Here is a 14,504-nt window from a genome sequence, read left to right on the forward strand (position 1 = left end):
TTCAGAACTCGTTCTGCAGGGCTTTGTAGCCGCGCACCAGGTCGACGTTGGTACGCGCCACGTCTTCGGAAAACTCGGAGGCGCTGACGCTCACCGGCGGGAATTGCGAGAGGTCGGTACCCGGACCGATGCGGGTGGTGGAGGGCACATAGAACGCGTCCGGCAGGTCCCGGCCGTCGACCACCGAGTTGTGCCGCACCACGCAACCGTTACCGACCACGCAGTTGAACAGCACGCTGTTGAAGCCGATGAAAACGCGGTCGCCGACCGTGCACGGGCCATGCACGATCGAACGGTGGGCGATGGAGCTGAATTCGCCGATGGTCACCGCTGCGCCGGATTTGGAGTGGATCACCACGCCGTCCTGGATGTTCGAATTGGCGCCGATGGTGATCGGTTCCATCTCGCCCGTGGCGTCCACTTCATCAGCGCGGATCACCGCGTAAGGGCCGACGAAAACGTTTTCGCCGATCACCACTTTGCCGCAGATGATCGCGGTTTTATCGACGTAGGCAGACTCGGCAATCTGCGGCAAATCACCGGAAGGATTTTTTCGGATCATGGCTGGCTCAGGGCTTGGTAGAGAGTGTTGAGGTTGTATTCGAACAGCCCGGTGAAGGTACTGGCCGGACCGTTGGCGGCGAGGGCGTCGGAGTACAGCGTGCCGCCGATGTGTGCGCCGCTTTCGTCGGCGATCTGTTTCAGCAGGCGCGCGTCCTTGATGTTTTCCATGAACACCGCTTTGACCTTGGCCTGGCGGATCTGGGTGATCAGCGCGGCGACTTCGGCAGCAGAAGGTTCGCGTTCGGTGGACAGTCCTTGTGGCGCCATGAAGTCGATGCCGTAGGCCTGACCGAGATAACCGAAGGCGTCATGGCTGGTGACGATCTTGCGGTTGCCCGGCGGCAGCGAACCGAGCTTGGTTTTTGCTTGGGCGAGGAGGGCGTAGATCTGTTTCAGGTAGGCCTGGCTGTTGCGCTCGTAGTCGGCTTTGTTGGCCGGATCAGCAGCGATCAGCGCCTTGGTAATGTTGGCAACGTACAGCTCGGCGTTTGCCAGGTTGTGCCAGGCGTGAGGGTCGGGGACGGTTTCGCCGTCCTCATCCAGCGAGCGCGGAATCACGCCGCGACTGGCACTGATCACTGGGGCTCTTGTGTTGGTGCTGGCGACCAGCCGATCCAGCCAAGGCTCGAAACCCAGCCCGTTCTTGACGATCAGTTTCGCCTTGAGCAGGGCCTTGGCGTCATCCGGAGTGGGTTCGTAAGTGTGGGCATCAGCGTCAGGGCCGACCATGTCGGTGATCTGGATATGCTCACCGCCGACCTGATGCACCATGTCGGCAAGGATGCTGAAACTGGTGACCACCGGCAGTTTTTCCGCCGCCGATAACGACATCGACAGCATCAGGCTGAACAGCACGAGTAGAGCGCGCATCGGGAAACACCTCATTGGGATGTGAGCAAAGGCGGGCGGCGCAACAGACCGTGAACCGGTCCGAACACCACGGAAAACACATAGCCGCCACCGGCGACCAGCACGATGGCCGGGCCGCTGGGCAGCGAGTAGTAGAACGACAGCAAGAGACCGAGCCATACCGATGCGCAGCCAATGAGCGCGGCGATGGCGATCAGGATCGGCAGGCGTCGACTCCAGAAGCGTGAGGCGGCGGCGGGCAGCATCATCAGACCGACCACCATCAGGGCGCCGATGGCCTGGAAACCGATCACCAGGTTGAGCACCACCAGCGTCAGGAACACGCCATGGGCGACGGGGCCGAGTCGGCTGACCGTGCGCAGGAAAAACGGATCGAGCGTGTCGAGGAGCAAGGGTTTGTAGATTAATGCCATGGCCATCAGGCTAAGCGCTGATACCCACAACATGCCGTTAAGGGTTGGCCCGTCGACCGCCAGTGCAGAGCCGAACAGCAGGTGCAGCAAATCCAGTCGCTTGCCGGCGATGCCGAGAATCAGCACGCCGCTCGCCAGCGAGATGGGATAGATGGCCGCGAGGCTGGCGTCTTCGCGCAGGCCGGTGCGTCGAGTGATCCACGCGGCGAGTCCGGCCATGCTCAGCCCGGCACCGAGTCCGCCGAGGGTCAGCGCTGGAAGACTCAGCCCGGCGAACCAGAACCCCAATGCGGCGCCGGGGAGAATGCCGTGGGCGACGGCATCACCGATAAGGCTCATCCGCCGCAGGATCAGGAAAACGCCCAGTGGTGCGGTGCTGCACGCCAATACCAGACCGCCCAGCAAGGCCCGACGCATGAAGACGAACTCGTGGAACGGCTGCCATAAATGACTGAGCGCGAGCATCAGGCCACCTGCGTGTGAGGCGTTTGCTGGATGAGGTCGACGCTGCTGCCGAATGCGCAGCCGCTCGGTTTGATCAGCAAGGTTTGTGGAATGTGTTGGCGTACGGCGGCAAGGTCATGGCAAACCACGACCAGGGTTCGTCCCTGCTCATGCCAGGCGTGCAGGTGTTGCCACAGCAATGTCTGGCCCAGTTCGTCGAGTGCGGCATGAGGTTCGTCGAGCAGCAGCAACGGTGTGTCGGCCAGGCTCAATCGGGCGAGCAGGGCGCGTTGCAGTTCTCCGCCGGAGAGGGCCATCAGGGGACGATGTTCCAACCCACTGAGGTGCCAATCTTCGAGTGCGGATTCAAGACGTTGAGCCCTGAGTTGCGATGACAGTCGGCGTCCCCAAAAACCTGCAGCCACCAATTCCTGGAGGCTGATCGGGAACTGTCGATCCAGATGCTGCTGTTGAGGCAGGAAGGACAAACCGCTTTGGCGTGGAACACTCAGTTCGACCTTGCCGGCCAATGGTCGCTGTAACCCGGCGATGACTTTGAGCAGGCTGCTTTTGCCGCTGCCGTTGACGCCGATGATTGCCGTCAGGCTGCCGCTTTCCAGCTTTAGGTCAAGCGGCGCGGTAAGCGGTTGGCCGGGTGCTCCCCAGCTCAGATTCTGGCAACGAATCATGGCTGCTCCCGGCTCCAATGACTCTCGGCGACGGCGTCGTGAGCGTGAAGGCTTTCGGCGTGGATAACTCGAACATGGAATTCGCTGACACCCGGTGAGCGGCGCAGTGTCTGGTTCAGGCGGCGGGCAGCATCTTCGCAGAACATCAGGTTCTGGCCGTTTGCGAGGGCGAAGGCTTGTTCGTCGGCGCGTTTTACAGCGGTTTGTACAGCGGTGCCGAGGGCTGCTTCGGCGTCGTTGATGATGGATGTCAGCGGCAGTTCATCAATGAATTCATCCAGATGTAGATGCAACTGCGCAGTACTGCGTTGACTGTGAGGTGTGGCGACAATGCCTTGGGTCGAGCCCAACCACGCCAACACATCGGCGTGTTGCAGCGGTTTGTTGGCGAAATCGTCGACGAATTGTTGCTGGATCAACTGCCTCGCCAATGCCGCGGAACAGGGGCAAGTTGAGGAGTACGCGACGTTAATTTTCAGTTCCACGTGGAACACTTTGTTTTTTAGCTGGGCTGAAACAGTGACCGGATAGGTTTTCCATCCTGCCAACGGGCTGACCAATGCCGGCCTTCTGAGCAGTAAATCAGCGTGGATATTGAGATAGGCGGCGTCGGAGAGCTCTTCGTGGCTGTCGAGGAAGCGTTGCAGAACTTGTCGCAGAAGGGCCGGCGAAAGATTCTGCTGCTCCAGCGTTTCCAGCCCCAGATACAGTCGCGACATGTGAATGCCGCGTGCGTCTCCATCATCAAGACTGACGCCTGCATCCGCTTTTGCGGCCAGGCGCTGGCCTTCGATAAACACAGGTAAAGCGATGCCGCACATCCCCACCCATTCGAGAGGCAGGGCCTGGCGAGCGGCTTGAGCCGCGACATCCGGCAAAGTCAGCGCGTTCATGAGCAGTTCCATGATGGTTATTGGATTTGATGTTACATTATAACAATTCAAACCACGATGCCTTTTTCATGAACAGGCTTTCATATGCACAGACGCCACTTGCTCAACTTGATGCTGGCCAGCGCGGCCTTTGTTTTGCCTTTTTCAGTGCCCGCCGCGCAGATACGGAATGCTCGGCTTTGGCGTTCGGATGAAAAGCTTCGGCTGGTATTCGATCTAAGCGGGCCTGTGAGCTACAAGACATTCACTTTGAGTACGCCTGAGCGGTTGATTATCGATTTGAGCGGGGCGAGCCTGGACGGCGATTTCAGCCAATTAGCGTTATCCGGCACCCCGATTCGCTCGATTCGCTCCGGCCATTTTGGCCAAGGAAACGCCCGGATCGTGCTGGATTTAAGCAGTCCGGTTCAGCTTAATTCTTTCTTGCTGGCGCCTCAGGATGGACAAGGTCACCGCTTGGTTTTGGACTTGATGGGAGCTCCGGCAGAGCTTCCGGCAAGCGTTCCACGTGAAACACCACAAGAAAAATCCCATCCCAAGCGCGACATCATGGTGGTAGTCGACCCGGGTCATGGCGGGAAAGATCCAGGTGCAATCGGCACCAAAGGCGAGCGGGAAAAGGATGTAGTTCTGTCCATTGCGCGACTGCTCGCACGAAGACTCAAGCGAGAGAAAGGCTTTGATGTGAAGCTGGTCCGTAACGACGATTTCTTTGTCCCGTTGCGCAAACGTGTAGAGATAGCCCGTCAGCACAAGGCCGACATGTTCATTTCGGTACACGCCGATGCTGCGCCACGTCTGACGGCTTCCGGGGCGTCGGTGTATTGCTTGTCCGAAGGCGGTGCTACGTCCGCCACCGCACGGTTCATGGCGCAGCGTGAGAACGGCGTGGATCTGCTCGGTGCAACCAGCCTGCTCAATCTCAAGGACAAGGATCCGATGCTTGCTGGCGTGATTCTCGACATGTCGATGAACGCGACCCTCGCTGCCAGTTTGCAACTCGGAAGCACAGTGCTGAGCAGTCTGGCCGGCATCACCACGCTGCACCAAAAGCGCGTGGAACAGGCTGGATTTGCTGTTCTGAAATCACCGGACGTGCCGTCAATTCTTGTGGAAACCGGGTTCATTTCCAACGCGCGGGACAGTCAGCGCCTGGTGACGGCGCGTCATCAACAGGCCGTGGCTGATGGTTTGTTTGACGGCTTGCAGCGCTATTTCCAGAAAAATCCACCCATCGACAGCTACATGGCCTGGCAACAAGAGCAGAAAGGATCACGGGTTTAACACCCGATGATCCGGCTGCAGGTGAACTTCGCACTGCTGCCGCCGGAGCTGGAGAACCGATTGATCGTCGTCCAGCCTACGCGCCGGTTGTAGCCAACCCAGGCTTCTCCATCAGAAGCGATGCCGGTGAAGAACGTGAGTTGCCCATAACGGCTATTGGTTTGTGCCCAGTAGCGGTTGCCCGCTTTCTCGAATCCGCGCACGTAAATTGTGCTGCCGACGGTGTTGACGCTATAGGCGTTGCCGTTGGCATCAATGCAAGCCAACAGGTTTGCGCTGCGTGTGCAGTTGGCGAGCCCCGGCACTTGTGCTTCGGCACTCAGCGTCAGCATTGCCAGGCAGATAAGCGAGTACTTCAGCACGGTTTCCATGACGTCACTCGGCGACAAACTGATTGCAGCTTCCGGCCCTTTGTCACTTTGGGCAAGAAGAGAGTAGATTGAATTTGTTGTTATACTATAACATTATTCAGACAAGGCTTTTCGTGGCTTCTTTTTCAAGCGTCCGCTTCCCAGGTGATCTCATCGAAGCCCAAGAACGCTAGCCCCGAGAGCTTCCAGCGCTGTTTAGCGAACGTCTGATGAGGTTTATCCAATGTCTTCCCGACTTCCCGTGACCGTTTTGTCCGGCTTTCTCGGCGCCGGAAAAAGTACACTTTTGAATTACGTACTACGTAACAGAGACGATCTGCGCGTTGCCGTTATTGTCAACGATATGAGCGAGATCAATATCGATGGCAGCGAAGTCCAGCGTGATGTCAGCCTGAATCGTGCCGAAGAGAAGCTCGTGGAAATGAGCAACGGCTGTATCTGCTGTACGTTACGCGAAGACCTGCTTGAAGAGGTCAGCCAGCTGGCTCGTGAAGGCCGTTTCGATTACCTGCTGATCGAATCCACGGGAATCTCCGAGCCATTGCCAGTGGCCGAGACGTTCACCTTCCGCGATGAGCAGGGGCAAAGCCTTGCCGACATCGCTCGCCTCGACACTATGGTCACTGTAGTCGACGGCATGAATTTCCTGCCGGACTACCAGGCTGCTGAAAATCTCGCTTCCCGTGGCGAATTTCTCGGTGAAGAGGATGAGCGTTCGATCACCGATCTGCTGATCGAACAGATCGAGTTCGCCGACGTTCTGTTGATCAGCAAGATCGACCTGATCAGCAGTCGCGAGCGGGAGGAGCTGATGGCCATTCTCAGACGTCTCAACGCTCAGGCCGAGATCATCCCGATGGTCATGGGTGAAGTACCGCTGGAGAAAATTCTCAACACCGGTCGTTTCGACTTCGAAAAAGCTGCCCAGGCCCCAGGCTGGTTGCAGGAACTGCGTGGGAACCATGTGCCGGAAACCGAGGAGTACGGCATCGCATCCACAGCCTATCGGGCGCGTCGGCCCTTTCATCCACAGCGCTTTTTTGACTTCATCGATCGCCCTTGGGTAAACGGCAAACTGCTGCGCTCCAAAGGCTTCTTCTGGCTGGCCAGCAAACCCACCGACGCTGGCAGCTGGTCCCAGGCCGGAGGCCTGATGCGCCACGGTTTCGCCGGGCGCTGGTGGCGCTTCGTGCCAAAAGAACAATGGCCACAGGATCAGGAAAGTACCGCCGCGATCATGGAAAACTGGAACGCCAGCGTAGGCGATTGTCGCCAGGAGCTGGTTTTTATCGGGCAGAACATAGATTTCGCACAGCTGTCGTCGGAACTGGATGATTGCCTGCTGACCGATGCCGAAATGGCGCTCGGTACTCAAGGCTGGCGACAACTGCACGATCCCTTTGGCTCCTGGCACGACGAGGTGGCCTGATGCTCGCCCTGAAACCGCTGCCCGGCAGCACGCGTCATCAATCGTTCGGCCAGACCCCGCAGACGCTGGCGGACATTCTTGACGACGAGACCAACCTCGCGGTCTGGCAACGCCAGCTTCCGCTGCACATTTCCGAATTTGCGGACCTGTTACTTTCTCTGAACGAACCTTACGCAGAGGCGCTGTGCCTGGAATTGCCGGACGATGACGCAGAGCCGGATCTCACGGGACTGGCCAGCGGTTTTCGTGATCTGCAGGGTTACGAAGGGTTTATGGCCGACCTGAAATGGTTGATCAGTGCCTTCGCCTGCCTGTTGGGTGCACGGCGGATCGGTTTGCGTCTGCGGGTATTGGACAAGGCCATGTGTCCGCGTTTTCACGTCGATCATGTGCCGGTGCGATTGATTACGACGTATGCAGGTGTCGGCAGCGAATGGCTAAGGGAAGGGCAGATGGACCGTTGGCAACTGGGCCAACCGCAAGCCGAGCCGCAGGAAACGTCACGGATTCAGCAATTGAATCGGGGCGAGGTGGCATTGCTCAAAGGCGAAAAATGGCACGGCAACGAAGGTTTCGGGCTGATCCATCGCTCGCCGCAGCCGGCGCCGGGTGAGCGGCGGCTGATGCTGACCCTCGACTGGCTCGGCTAGCACCTCAGGGCTTGAGCCATTTCCCCTGGCTCTGAGCCTCGCAATAGGGCTGCAAATACGCCGCATCGGTGGCAACGCCGTAATAGTGGATATCCTGGCGATAAGGCATATTGGCGACTTGCGCGTTGCTGCACACGCCGAATGCGCCGACGGGGCAATGGTCGACGTATTGAACCTCGACTTTCTGCCCGGCCAGGGTCGGCTGGCAGAAGCCGTCGTTGAACAGTTTTTCCGGGATGTTGCGATTTTGCTGGCAGACTTTCACGTCAAGCCGCTCCGCCTGGCTGTGCACCACGCAGGCCTGTGCCAGAGCCTCGCCGGACATCAGCATCAACAGTAACGACCACCCCATCCACCGCATCTTCGACCTCCAGAAAACCTTGATCATGTTGCAGAACATTCCCACCCACGTCATCGCCGGCCCCTTGGGCGCGGGCAAGACCAGCCTGATCCGCCAGCTCATGGCTCAGCGACCGGCAGGCGAGCGCTGGGCGGTGCTGATCAATGAGTTCGGCCAGATCGGGCTCGACGCTGCGCTGTTGACCCGCGACGCCGATGGTATCGCACTGGGTGAAGTGGCCGGGGGCTGTTTGTGTTGCGTGAACGGGGCGCCGTTCCAGATTGGTCTGGGGCGTTTGTTGCGCAAGGCGCGGCCGGATCGGTTGTTCATCGAGCCCTCGGGGCTCGGGCATCCGGCGCAGTTGCTGAACCAGCTGAACGAGGCGCCGTGGCAAGGCGTACTCGCCGTACAGCCTTGCGTGCTGGTACTGGACGCCAAGACTCTCGCCGCAGGCAAACCGTTACCGGACGCGCAGCAAGAGGCTTTGGCCAGTGCAGGCCTGCTGCTGTTGAACAAGGCGGAAAACCTCGACGAGACCACGCGCGAGCGAATCAGCCGACAGTTGCCGCCTGCCCGACTGATCTGGACGCAGCAGGCAATGTTGCCGCTCAGCGAGTTGCCGGGTCTGGCGGTACAGGCGCAAGCAGGTGTGGATAAGTTGATCGTGCCCCAAGGGCTGGCGCAGATGCCGGCCATCTGGAGCGATCCGGCGTTGCCGATCTGTCTGAGTCAGGCGCAGGAAGGTGGCTGGAGTATCGGTTGGCGCTGGCATCCGAGCCAGGTATTCGATGTATCGGGGATTACCCAATGGCTGAAAAGTCTGAACTGGCGCCGGGCCAAACTGGTGATGCACAGCCCGGACGGCTGGCAGTCAGCCAATGCGCTGGACAATGCCGAGCTCAGCTGGCTGCCCAGTGAATGGCGCAAGGACTCCCGGATCGAGCTGATTTTCGACGAGCCACAAGCGGTCGGTGAATTACAGGCTGCGCTGGCTCAGTGCCGGCTTCAGACGAGCTGATTCAAGGCTTCCACTTGGTGTGTTCCTGACGCCATTGGCTCAGCTCGATCACTTCACCACGCGGCTTGGTCACTTCCACCACGGGCGGTGAGTCATCGAACGGCGCCGGGTAGGGCGCCAGCTCGATCTGGGCGCTGTGTGCTCCGAACTGGGTGATGGTGCCGTTGTGCCGGGTTTCGCCGGTCACGGTAAATTCGAAATTGTAGACCCGGGCCAGGCGTCGCCGGCCACTGGCGTCCTTGATCAGGCCGATCTTCTTCAGCGCCACGTTACCGTCGAGCAACTCGACGCCGACATTCACGCAATGCTGTTTGACCCGCTCCAGCGCCCGCTCGCGCAAGCCGTGGTTGTGCCAAAGCCACGCACCGGCGACGGCGAACAGCATCAGCACGAAAATGTTTTCCAGGGTGAGCATCAACACGAAACTCCAAATGATGGCGTCAGCTTAACTGCGTCGCCGGTCTGTCGTACAGGCTGCGTTTCGTCGCATACTGCGCGGCTTGAATTTCAATCGTTTTACGGAAAAACCCGAATGAAACGTACGCCTCATCTGCTCGCCATCCAGTCCCATGTGGTGTTCGGCCACGCCGGCAATAGCGCTGCGGTTTTTCCGATGCAGCGGGTCGGGGTGAATGTCTGGCCGCTCAATACCGTGCAGTTCTCCAACCACACCCAGTACGGCCAGTGGGCCGGAGAAGTGCTCGTGCCGCAGCGGATCCCCGAGCTGGTCGAAGGCATCGCCGCCATCGGTGAGTTGGGTAATTGCGACGCGGTGCTGTCCGGCTATCTCGGCAGTGCGGCGCAGGGCCGGGCGATTCTCAGTGGCATCGAGCGGATCAAAGCGGTTAACCCGAAAGCCCTTTACCTGTGCGACCCGGTGATGGGGCATCCGGAAAAGGGTTGCAGCGTTCCTGCCGAGGTCAGTGAGTTTCTGCTGGAAGAGGCCGCCGCCGTTGCGGATTTCATGTGTCCGAACCAGTTGGAGCTGGACAGCTTCGCCGGGCGCAAGCCGCAGTCGCTGTTCGATTGCCTTGCGATGGCGCGGGCGCTGCTGGCACGTGGGCCGAAAGCGGTGCTGGTCAAACATCTGGATTATCCGGGCAAGCCGGCGGATGGCTTTGAGATGCTGCTGGTGACGGCCGAGGGCAGCTGGCATCTGCGGCGTCCGCTGCTGGCGTTTCCGCGTCAGCCGGTGGGAGTGGGCGATCTCACGTCCGGCCTGTTCCTGGCGCGCGTGCTGCTCGGCGACAGTCTGGTGGCGGCGTTCGAATTCACCGCAGCGGCGGTGCATGAGGTGCTTCTGGAAACTCAGGCTTGCGCCAGTTACGAGTTGCAATTGGTGCGGGCGCAGGACCGGATTGCGCATCCTCGGGTGAAATTCGAGGCTACGCCGATCAGTCTCTGATCATTGCCGCGCTCGCGGACGGGGTCCGCGAGCGCGCTTTCAATCAGGCGTCGCCCTTGATTTCCTGATAGCGCTTTTCCAGCTCCTGACGGATCTGCCGGCGTTGCTGCGCCTGCATGTAGCGACGTTTGTCTTCGCTGTTCTGAGGTTGCAGCGGCGGTACGGCGGCGGGTTTGCGCTGATCGTCCACCGCAACCATGGTGAAGAAGCAGCTGTTGGTGTGGCGCACCGAGCGCTCGCGGATGTTTTCGGTCACCACTTTGATGCCGACTTCCATCGAGGTATTGCCGGTGTAGTTCACCGACGCCAGGAAGGTCACCAGCTCGCCGACGTGGATCGGCTCGCGGAAAATCACCTGATCCACCGACAGGGTCACCACGTAGCGGCCGGCATAGCGGCTGGCGCAGGCGTAGGCCACTTCGTCGAGGTATTTGAGCAGGGTGCCGCCGTGGACATTGCCAGAGAAGTTGGCCATGTCGGGGGTCATCAGTACCGTCATCGACAGCTGGGCGTTTCCGGGTTCCATAACGTTCTCACGGGTCAAGGCAGGGTTGCTGAAAGAAACACCTCTGCGGGTGCCTGGTCGCTTTTCAAAAGCACCGTTATCGGGACGCCAGGCAACTGGCCGCCGTCACGCCCGAATCGATCTGTTTCCATATATTGCACCGCCTTTCAGCCGGAAGTCGCGGTGTTACCCTGCAAAAGCGCCTCTCCAAGGGCGATTCCTACACCCAAAGCGGATTTTTACTCAGCTCGCCCAGACATTTCCCATGCCTGCGTGAGACTCGTCATTCAAGGAGCCCACACCATGCATGCCATCAGCTTTATTCAGGATCTGGCGGTGATCATGTTGGTCGCAGGTGTGGTGACCGTTCTGTTTCACCGCTTCAAGCAGCCAGTAGTGCTCGGCTACATCGTCGCCGGCTTCATCATCGGCCCGCACACGCCGCCGTTCGGCCTGATCCACGACGAGGAAACCATCAAGACCCTCGCCGAGCTCGGGGTGATTTTCCTGATGTTCTGCCTGGGCCTGGAGTTCAGCCTGCGCAAGCTGTTCAAGGTCGGCGCCACGGCATTTATCGCGGCGTTCCTGGAAATTGTCCTGATGATCTGGATCGGCTACGAAATCGGCCGCTGGTTCGACTGGAACACCATGGATTCGCTGTTCCTCGGCGCAATCCTGGCGATTTCCTCGACCACCATCATCGTCAAGGCGCTCAATGACCTGAAGATGAAAAACGAGCGCTTCGCGCAGCTGATCTTCGGCGTGCTGATCGTCGAGGACATTCTCGGCATCGGCATCATCGCCTTGCTGTCGAGCATTGCGGTCAGCGGCACGGTAAGTTCCGGTGAAGTGTTTTCCACAGTGGGCAAGCTCTCACTGTTCATGATCGTCGCGTTGGTCGTCGGCATCCTGTTGGTGCCACGACTGTTGGCCTACGTGGCGAAGTTCGAAAGCAACGAAATGCTGCTGATCACCGTGCTGGGCCTGTGTTTCGGCTTCTGCCTGCTGGTGGTCAAGCTCGAGTACAGCATGGTGCTCGGGGCGTTCCTGATCGGCGCAATCATGGCCGAGTCGCGGCAACTGCTGAAAATCGAGCGCCTGATCGAGCCGGTTCGCGACCTGTTCAGTGCGATCTTCTTCGTCGCCATCGGCCTGATGCTCGACCCGATGATTCTTCTGCAATATGCGTGGCCGATCGCGGTCATCACGGTAGCCGTGGTGCTGGGCAAGATGCTGTCCTGCGGCCTCGGTGCCTTTATCGCCGGTAATGACGGACGCACCTCACTGCGCGTCGGGATGGGGCTTTCGCAGATTGGCGAATTCTCCTTCATCATCGCGGCGCTGGGGATGACGCTGCAGGTCACCAGCAACTTCCTTTATCCGGTGGCCGTGGCGGTTTCGGTGATTACCACGTTGCTGACGCCGTACCTGATCCGGGCTGCCGATCCGCTGTCGATCAAGCTGTCCGCCGCGATGCCGCAGCGTCTCGGTCGCGTATTCGGAATGTACGGCGAATGGTTACGCAGTATTCAGCCGCAGGGTGAGGGCGCGATGCTGGCCTCGATGATCCGGCGAATCCTGCTGCAGGTCGGGGTCAATCTGGCGCTGGTGATCGCGATCTTCTTTGCCGGCGCTTTCTTTGCCGGGCGCCTCTCGATCTGGATGCAGGACTGGATCAGCGATCCGAGTTGGCAAAAGGCGTTGATCTGGGGCGGGGCATTGCTGGTGTCGTTGCCGTTCCTGATCGCGGCCTATCGCAAGCTCAAGGCGCTGTCGATGCTGCTGGCGGAGATGGGCGTGAAGCCGGAAATGGCCGGGCGTCACACACAGCGAGTGCGCCGGGTAATCGCCGAAGTGATCCCGATCATCTCGCTGCTGGTGATTTTCCTGCTGCTGGCAGCCTTGTCGGCCAGTATCTTGCCGACCAACAAGTTGCTGGTCTTGGTCGCCGTGGTCGCGGCCGCCGTGGCGGCGCTGCTCTGGCGCTGGTTCATCCGGGTGCACACGCGGATGCAGGTGGCCTTGCTGGAAACCCTCGACAACCACAAGGAGTCGTCGGGGCATTGACCTCCCAGGGTGAGGGGCGTTTCAGCTTTCCAGCCAGACGTCCCGCGCCCAGTGCCAGACCGATTCCCAGGACTCTTCGGTAATCAGTTCTTCTTCGCCGGACCACAGCACCACGGTGCCGTCTTCTTCGACGCAGTAGTAGTCGTCACCGTCCTGGCAGATCGGGATCAGGTCACGCGGCACGCCGGCATCCCAGGCATTGGCGGCTACGTCCGGCAGGTAGGTGTGGGATTGCGGGTCAGTGACGGTCACCGGCTCCAGGCTGCCGTAAACCACGTCGCTGACGGTCAGCAGAAACTCTTTGAAGACGAACGGGATGTTGATGAAGAGCTCTTCTTCGATTTCCACCAACTGGTCTTCGTCAGGCAACTCCAGGGGAACCGGTACGGGTTCGTTGGCTTCGCGCAGTTGTTCGATGATTTCTTCCACGTCCGGGATCCTCTTGCTTGAATGGCGCGGTTCATATGGGCCGGTTTATACAGTAGCTCGCTACAGATGCAACCGCGAAATAGAAAACCCCGGCCGAGGCCGGGGTTTTCATTACTGCGCGTAAACGTCGGAGGTGATCAGCCGTTCTGGCGGATACCGGCGACCAGCCAAGGCTGGTTGTCGCCCTGTGGACGTTCCATGTTCCAGCTTTCGCTGAACACTTCGCCCTGCTGATCGAAACGCGAGGTCTTCGACACGCCGTTGAAGGTTAGGGTAGCGATGGTCTTGTCCGCGCGGTCATCCACGCCATCCAGTTGTACCTGGAGGTTGTCGATGTAGGTGGACTGGAACGCGTCGCCCAGCTCCGCGCGCTCGCGCTTGAGGAACTCGAGCATTTGCGGGGTCACGAACTCGGCGATCTTGTCCATCTCGTTGGCGTCCCAGTGCTGCTGCAGCGCCTGGAAGTGGCTGCGGGCGGCTTCAAGGAAGCGCTGTTCGTTGAACCAGGCCGGTGCGTTGATCACCGGACGGGCGGCAGCAGGCGCGGCCGAACCACCGAAGATCGAACCCATGGCTGCTGGCTTCTGTTCGAACACTTCACGCTGCATCGGCGCGCCGGCCGGAGCGAACTGCTCCTGCTGCTTGCGGCGACGGGCGGCGATGAAGCGGAAGATCACGAACGCGATCACGGCCATGATCAGGATGTCGAAGAACTGCATGCCTTCGAAGCCGCCGCCCATGAACATGGAAGCGAGCAGGCCACCGGCCGCGATGCCCGCCAGAGGGCCGAGCCATTTCGAAGCACCGCCGGCCTTGGCCGCAGCGCCCGCGGCACCGGCAGCACCAGCGGTCGCCGCAGCGCCGCCCATGCCTGGAGAAGAAGGAGCCATCTGGCTGGTCTGGTGCGTCGGCGCAGCGCCGGCGCTTTTGCCACCACCAAAGCGCTTGGCGTTGGCGTCGAGGCTCATCGTCAGGCCGATGCACAACGCCATGGCGATGCTAAGAAAACGTTTCATAAAGGGAATTCCCGTTTGTGGAGACACGCGCGCCATGTTGCACAGCTGAAGTGTTACTGGCTAGCGAGAGAGTGTTTCGGGCTTTTGCCTGACAGGTTACGTTCAGCTCGGTCGGGG

General features: G+C 59.9%; 17 protein-coding genes. 6 read left to right on the forward strand and 11 right to left on the reverse strand.

Features of this window, described 5'->3' with window-relative positions:
• Position 1 precedes the first annotated feature (1 nt).
• Genes CAF73_RS06330 through folE2 form a run of 5 tightly spaced genes read right to left on the reverse strand, consistent with a single transcriptional unit; the run spans position 2 to position 3,873 of the window.
• Positions 2-562: a carbonate dehydratase gene (locus CAF73_RS06330; RefSeq protein WP_011336655.1), complete on the reverse strand. Its 561-nt coding sequence runs from the start codon at positions 560-562 to the stop codon at positions 2-4.
• Positions 559-1,434 (reverse strand): metal ABC transporter substrate-binding protein, encoded by an 876-nt coding sequence (locus CAF73_RS06335; protein WP_085702268.1) that lies wholly within the window; start codon positions 1,432-1,434, stop codon positions 559-561. The genes CAF73_RS06330 and CAF73_RS06335 overlap by 4 nt, the downstream gene beginning before the upstream one ends.
• Positions 1,435-1,445: 11 nt before the next feature.
• Entirely contained in the window at positions 1,446-2,312 is an 867-nt protein-coding gene (locus CAF73_RS06340; protein ID WP_085702269.1) for a metal ABC transporter permease, read from the reverse strand.
• The gene (locus tag CAF73_RS06345) at positions 2,312-2,980 is read right to left on the reverse strand and encodes a metal ABC transporter ATP-binding protein (RefSeq protein ID WP_085702270.1); all 669 of its coding nucleotides are present in this window, start codon (positions 2,978-2,980) and stop codon (positions 2,312-2,314) included. The genes CAF73_RS06340 and CAF73_RS06345 overlap by 1 nt, the downstream gene beginning before the upstream one ends.
• Positions 2,977-3,873: a GTP cyclohydrolase FolE2 gene (folE2, locus tag CAF73_RS06350; RefSeq protein WP_085702271.1), complete on the reverse strand. Its 897-nt coding sequence runs from the start codon at positions 3,871-3,873 to the stop codon at positions 2,977-2,979. The genes CAF73_RS06345 and folE2 overlap by 4 nt, the downstream gene beginning before the upstream one ends.
• An 84-nt stretch (positions 3,874-3,957) precedes the next feature.
• On the opposite strand from folE2, the gene CAF73_RS06355 reads away from it, so the two are divergent.
• On the forward strand, positions 3,958-5,157 hold the full coding sequence (locus CAF73_RS06355) for an N-acetylmuramoyl-L-alanine amidase (RefSeq protein WP_085702272.1): 1,200 nt from the start codon (positions 3,958-3,960) through the stop codon (positions 5,155-5,157).
• Here the strand turns inward: CAF73_RS06355 and CAF73_RS06360 are convergent.
• Positions 5,154-5,528 carry a glutamine synthetase gene (locus tag CAF73_RS06360; protein ID WP_085696698.1) on the reverse strand — a complete coding sequence of 125 codons (375 nt, stop codon included), beginning with the start codon at positions 5,526-5,528 and terminating at the stop codon, positions 5,154-5,156. The genes CAF73_RS06355 and CAF73_RS06360 overlap by 4 nt on opposite strands.
• A 223-nt stretch (positions 5,529-5,751) precedes the next feature.
• Between CAF73_RS06360 and zigA the strand changes: the two genes are divergently transcribed.
• Both zigA and CAF73_RS06370 read left to right on the forward strand, forming a co-directional pair.
• Positions 5,752-6,957, forward strand: coding sequence for a zinc metallochaperone GTPase ZigA (zigA, locus tag CAF73_RS06365; protein ID WP_085702273.1), 1,206 nt, complete (start codon positions 5,752-5,754; stop codon positions 6,955-6,957).
• Positions 6,957-7,607, forward strand: coding sequence for a DUF1826 domain-containing protein (locus CAF73_RS06370; RefSeq protein ID WP_085702274.1), 651 nt, complete (start codon positions 6,957-6,959; stop codon positions 7,605-7,607). Before zigA ends, CAF73_RS06370 begins: the two co-directional genes overlap by 1 nt.
• Positions 7,608-7,611: 4 nt before the next feature.
• Here the strand turns inward: CAF73_RS06370 and CAF73_RS06375 are convergent, their stop codons facing one another.
• Positions 7,612-7,968 carry an NADH:ubiquinone oxidoreductase gene (locus CAF73_RS06375; protein WP_085702275.1) on the reverse strand — a complete coding sequence of 119 codons (357 nt, stop codon included), beginning with the start codon at positions 7,966-7,968 and terminating at the stop codon, positions 7,612-7,614.
• 25 nt (positions 7,969-7,993) lie between these two features.
• On the opposite strand from CAF73_RS06375, the gene CAF73_RS06380 reads away from it, so the two are divergent.
• Complete coding sequence (locus CAF73_RS06380; RefSeq protein ID WP_085702276.1) at positions 7,994-8,965, forward strand: GTP-binding protein; 972 nt, start codon at positions 7,994-7,996, stop codon at positions 8,963-8,965.
• A gap of 1 nt (position 8,966) precedes the next feature.
• Here the strand turns inward: CAF73_RS06380 and CAF73_RS06385 are convergent, their stop codons facing one another.
• On the reverse strand, positions 8,967-9,380 hold the full coding sequence (locus tag CAF73_RS06385; protein WP_085696709.1) for a DUF3301 domain-containing protein: 414 nt from the start codon (positions 9,378-9,380) through the stop codon (positions 8,967-8,969).
• Positions 9,381-9,497: 117 nt separating this feature from the next.
• Here CAF73_RS06385 and pdxY point away from each other — a divergent pair, with 117 nt between their 5' ends.
• On the forward strand, positions 9,498-10,370 hold the full coding sequence (gene pdxY, locus CAF73_RS06390; protein ID WP_085696711.1) for a pyridoxal kinase PdxY: 873 nt from the start codon (positions 9,498-9,500) through the stop codon (positions 10,368-10,370).
• Positions 10,371-10,413: 43 nt separating this feature from the next.
• Here pdxY and CAF73_RS06395 read toward each other — a convergent pair whose 3' ends face one another.
• Positions 10,414-10,896, reverse strand: a complete 483-nt coding sequence (locus CAF73_RS06395; protein WP_003229693.1) for an acyl-CoA thioesterase — start codon at positions 10,894-10,896, stop codon at positions 10,414-10,416.
• A gap of 282 nt (positions 10,897-11,178) precedes the next feature.
• Here CAF73_RS06395 and CAF73_RS06400 point away from each other — a divergent pair, with 282 nt between their 5' ends.
• Complete coding sequence (locus tag CAF73_RS06400; protein ID WP_085696713.1) at positions 11,179-12,942, forward strand: cation:proton antiporter; 1,764 nt, start codon at positions 11,179-11,181, stop codon at positions 12,940-12,942.
• Between the two features lie 21 nt (positions 12,943-12,963).
• Here the strand turns inward: CAF73_RS06400 and CAF73_RS06405 are convergent, their stop codons facing one another.
• Together CAF73_RS06405 and CAF73_RS06410 are read right to left on the reverse strand one after the other, a co-directional pair.
• Positions 12,964-13,371: an SMI1/KNR4 family protein gene (locus tag CAF73_RS06405; RefSeq protein WP_007954245.1), complete on the reverse strand. Its 408-nt coding sequence runs from the start codon at positions 13,369-13,371 to the stop codon at positions 12,964-12,966.
• 137 nt (positions 13,372-13,508) lie between these two features.
• The gene (locus tag CAF73_RS06410; protein ID WP_085686042.1) at positions 13,509-14,387 is read right to left on the reverse strand and encodes a Tim44 domain-containing protein; all 879 of its coding nucleotides are present in this window, start codon (positions 14,385-14,387) and stop codon (positions 13,509-13,511) included.
• Positions 14,388-14,504 lie beyond the last annotated feature (117 nt).

The organism is Pseudomonas sp. B15(2017) (genome assembly GCF_002113215.1).
Lineage (GTDB): Bacteria > Pseudomonadota > Gammaproteobacteria > Pseudomonadales > Pseudomonadaceae > Aquipseudomonas.

Coding starts and splice junctions, on each gene's coding strand:
- CAF73_RS06370 (WP_085702274.1), top strand. CDS start 6,957: ATGCTCGCCCTGAAACCGCTGCCCGGCAGCACGCGTCATCAATCGTTC.
- CAF73_RS06340 (WP_085702269.1), bottom strand. CDS start 2,312: ATGCTCGCGCTCAGTCATTTATGGCAGCCGTTCCACGAGTTCGTCTTC.
- CAF73_RS06395 (WP_003229693.1), bottom strand. CDS start 10,896: ATGGAACCCGGAAACGCCCAGCTGTCGATGACGGTACTGATGACCCCC.
- CAF73_RS06385 (WP_085696709.1), bottom strand. CDS start 9,380: ATGCTCACCCTGGAAAACATTTTCGTGCTGATGCTGTTCGCCGTCGCC.
- CAF73_RS06400 (WP_085696713.1), top strand. CDS start 11,179: ATGCATGCCATCAGCTTTATTCAGGATCTGGCGGTGATCATGTTGGTC.
- CAF73_RS06355 (WP_085702272.1), top strand. CDS start 3,958: ATGCACAGACGCCACTTGCTCAACTTGATGCTGGCCAGCGCGGCCTTT.
- pdxY (WP_085696711.1), top strand. CDS start 9,498: ATGAAACGTACGCCTCATCTGCTCGCCATCCAGTCCCATGTGGTGTTC.
- CAF73_RS06380 (WP_085702276.1), top strand. CDS start 7,994: ATGTTGCAGAACATTCCCACCCACGTCATCGCCGGCCCCTTGGGCGCG.
- zigA (WP_085702273.1), top strand. CDS start 5,752: ATGTCTTCCCGACTTCCCGTGACCGTTTTGTCCGGCTTTCTCGGCGCC.
- CAF73_RS06335 (WP_085702268.1), bottom strand. CDS start 1,434: ATGCGCGCTCTACTCGTGCTGTTCAGCCTGATGCTGTCGATGTCGTTA.
- CAF73_RS06410 (WP_085686042.1), bottom strand. CDS start 14,387: ATGAAACGTTTTCTTAGCATCGCCATGGCGTTGTGCATCGGCCTGACG.
- CAF73_RS06330 (WP_011336655.1), bottom strand. CDS start 562: ATGATCCGAAAAAATCCTTCCGGTGATTTGCCGCAGATTGCCGAGTCT.
- folE2 (WP_085702271.1), bottom strand. CDS start 3,873: ATGAACGCGCTGACTTTGCCGGATGTCGCGGCTCAAGCCGCTCGCCAG.
- CAF73_RS06360 (WP_085696698.1), bottom strand. CDS start 5,528: ATGGAAACCGTGCTGAAGTACTCGCTTATCTGCCTGGCAATGCTGACG.
- CAF73_RS06375 (WP_085702275.1), bottom strand. CDS start 7,968: ATGCGGTGGATGGGGTGGTCGTTACTGTTGATGCTGATGTCCGGCGAG.
- CAF73_RS06345 (WP_085702270.1), bottom strand. CDS start 2,980: ATGATTCGTTGCCAGAATCTGAGCTGGGGAGCACCCGGCCAACCGCTT.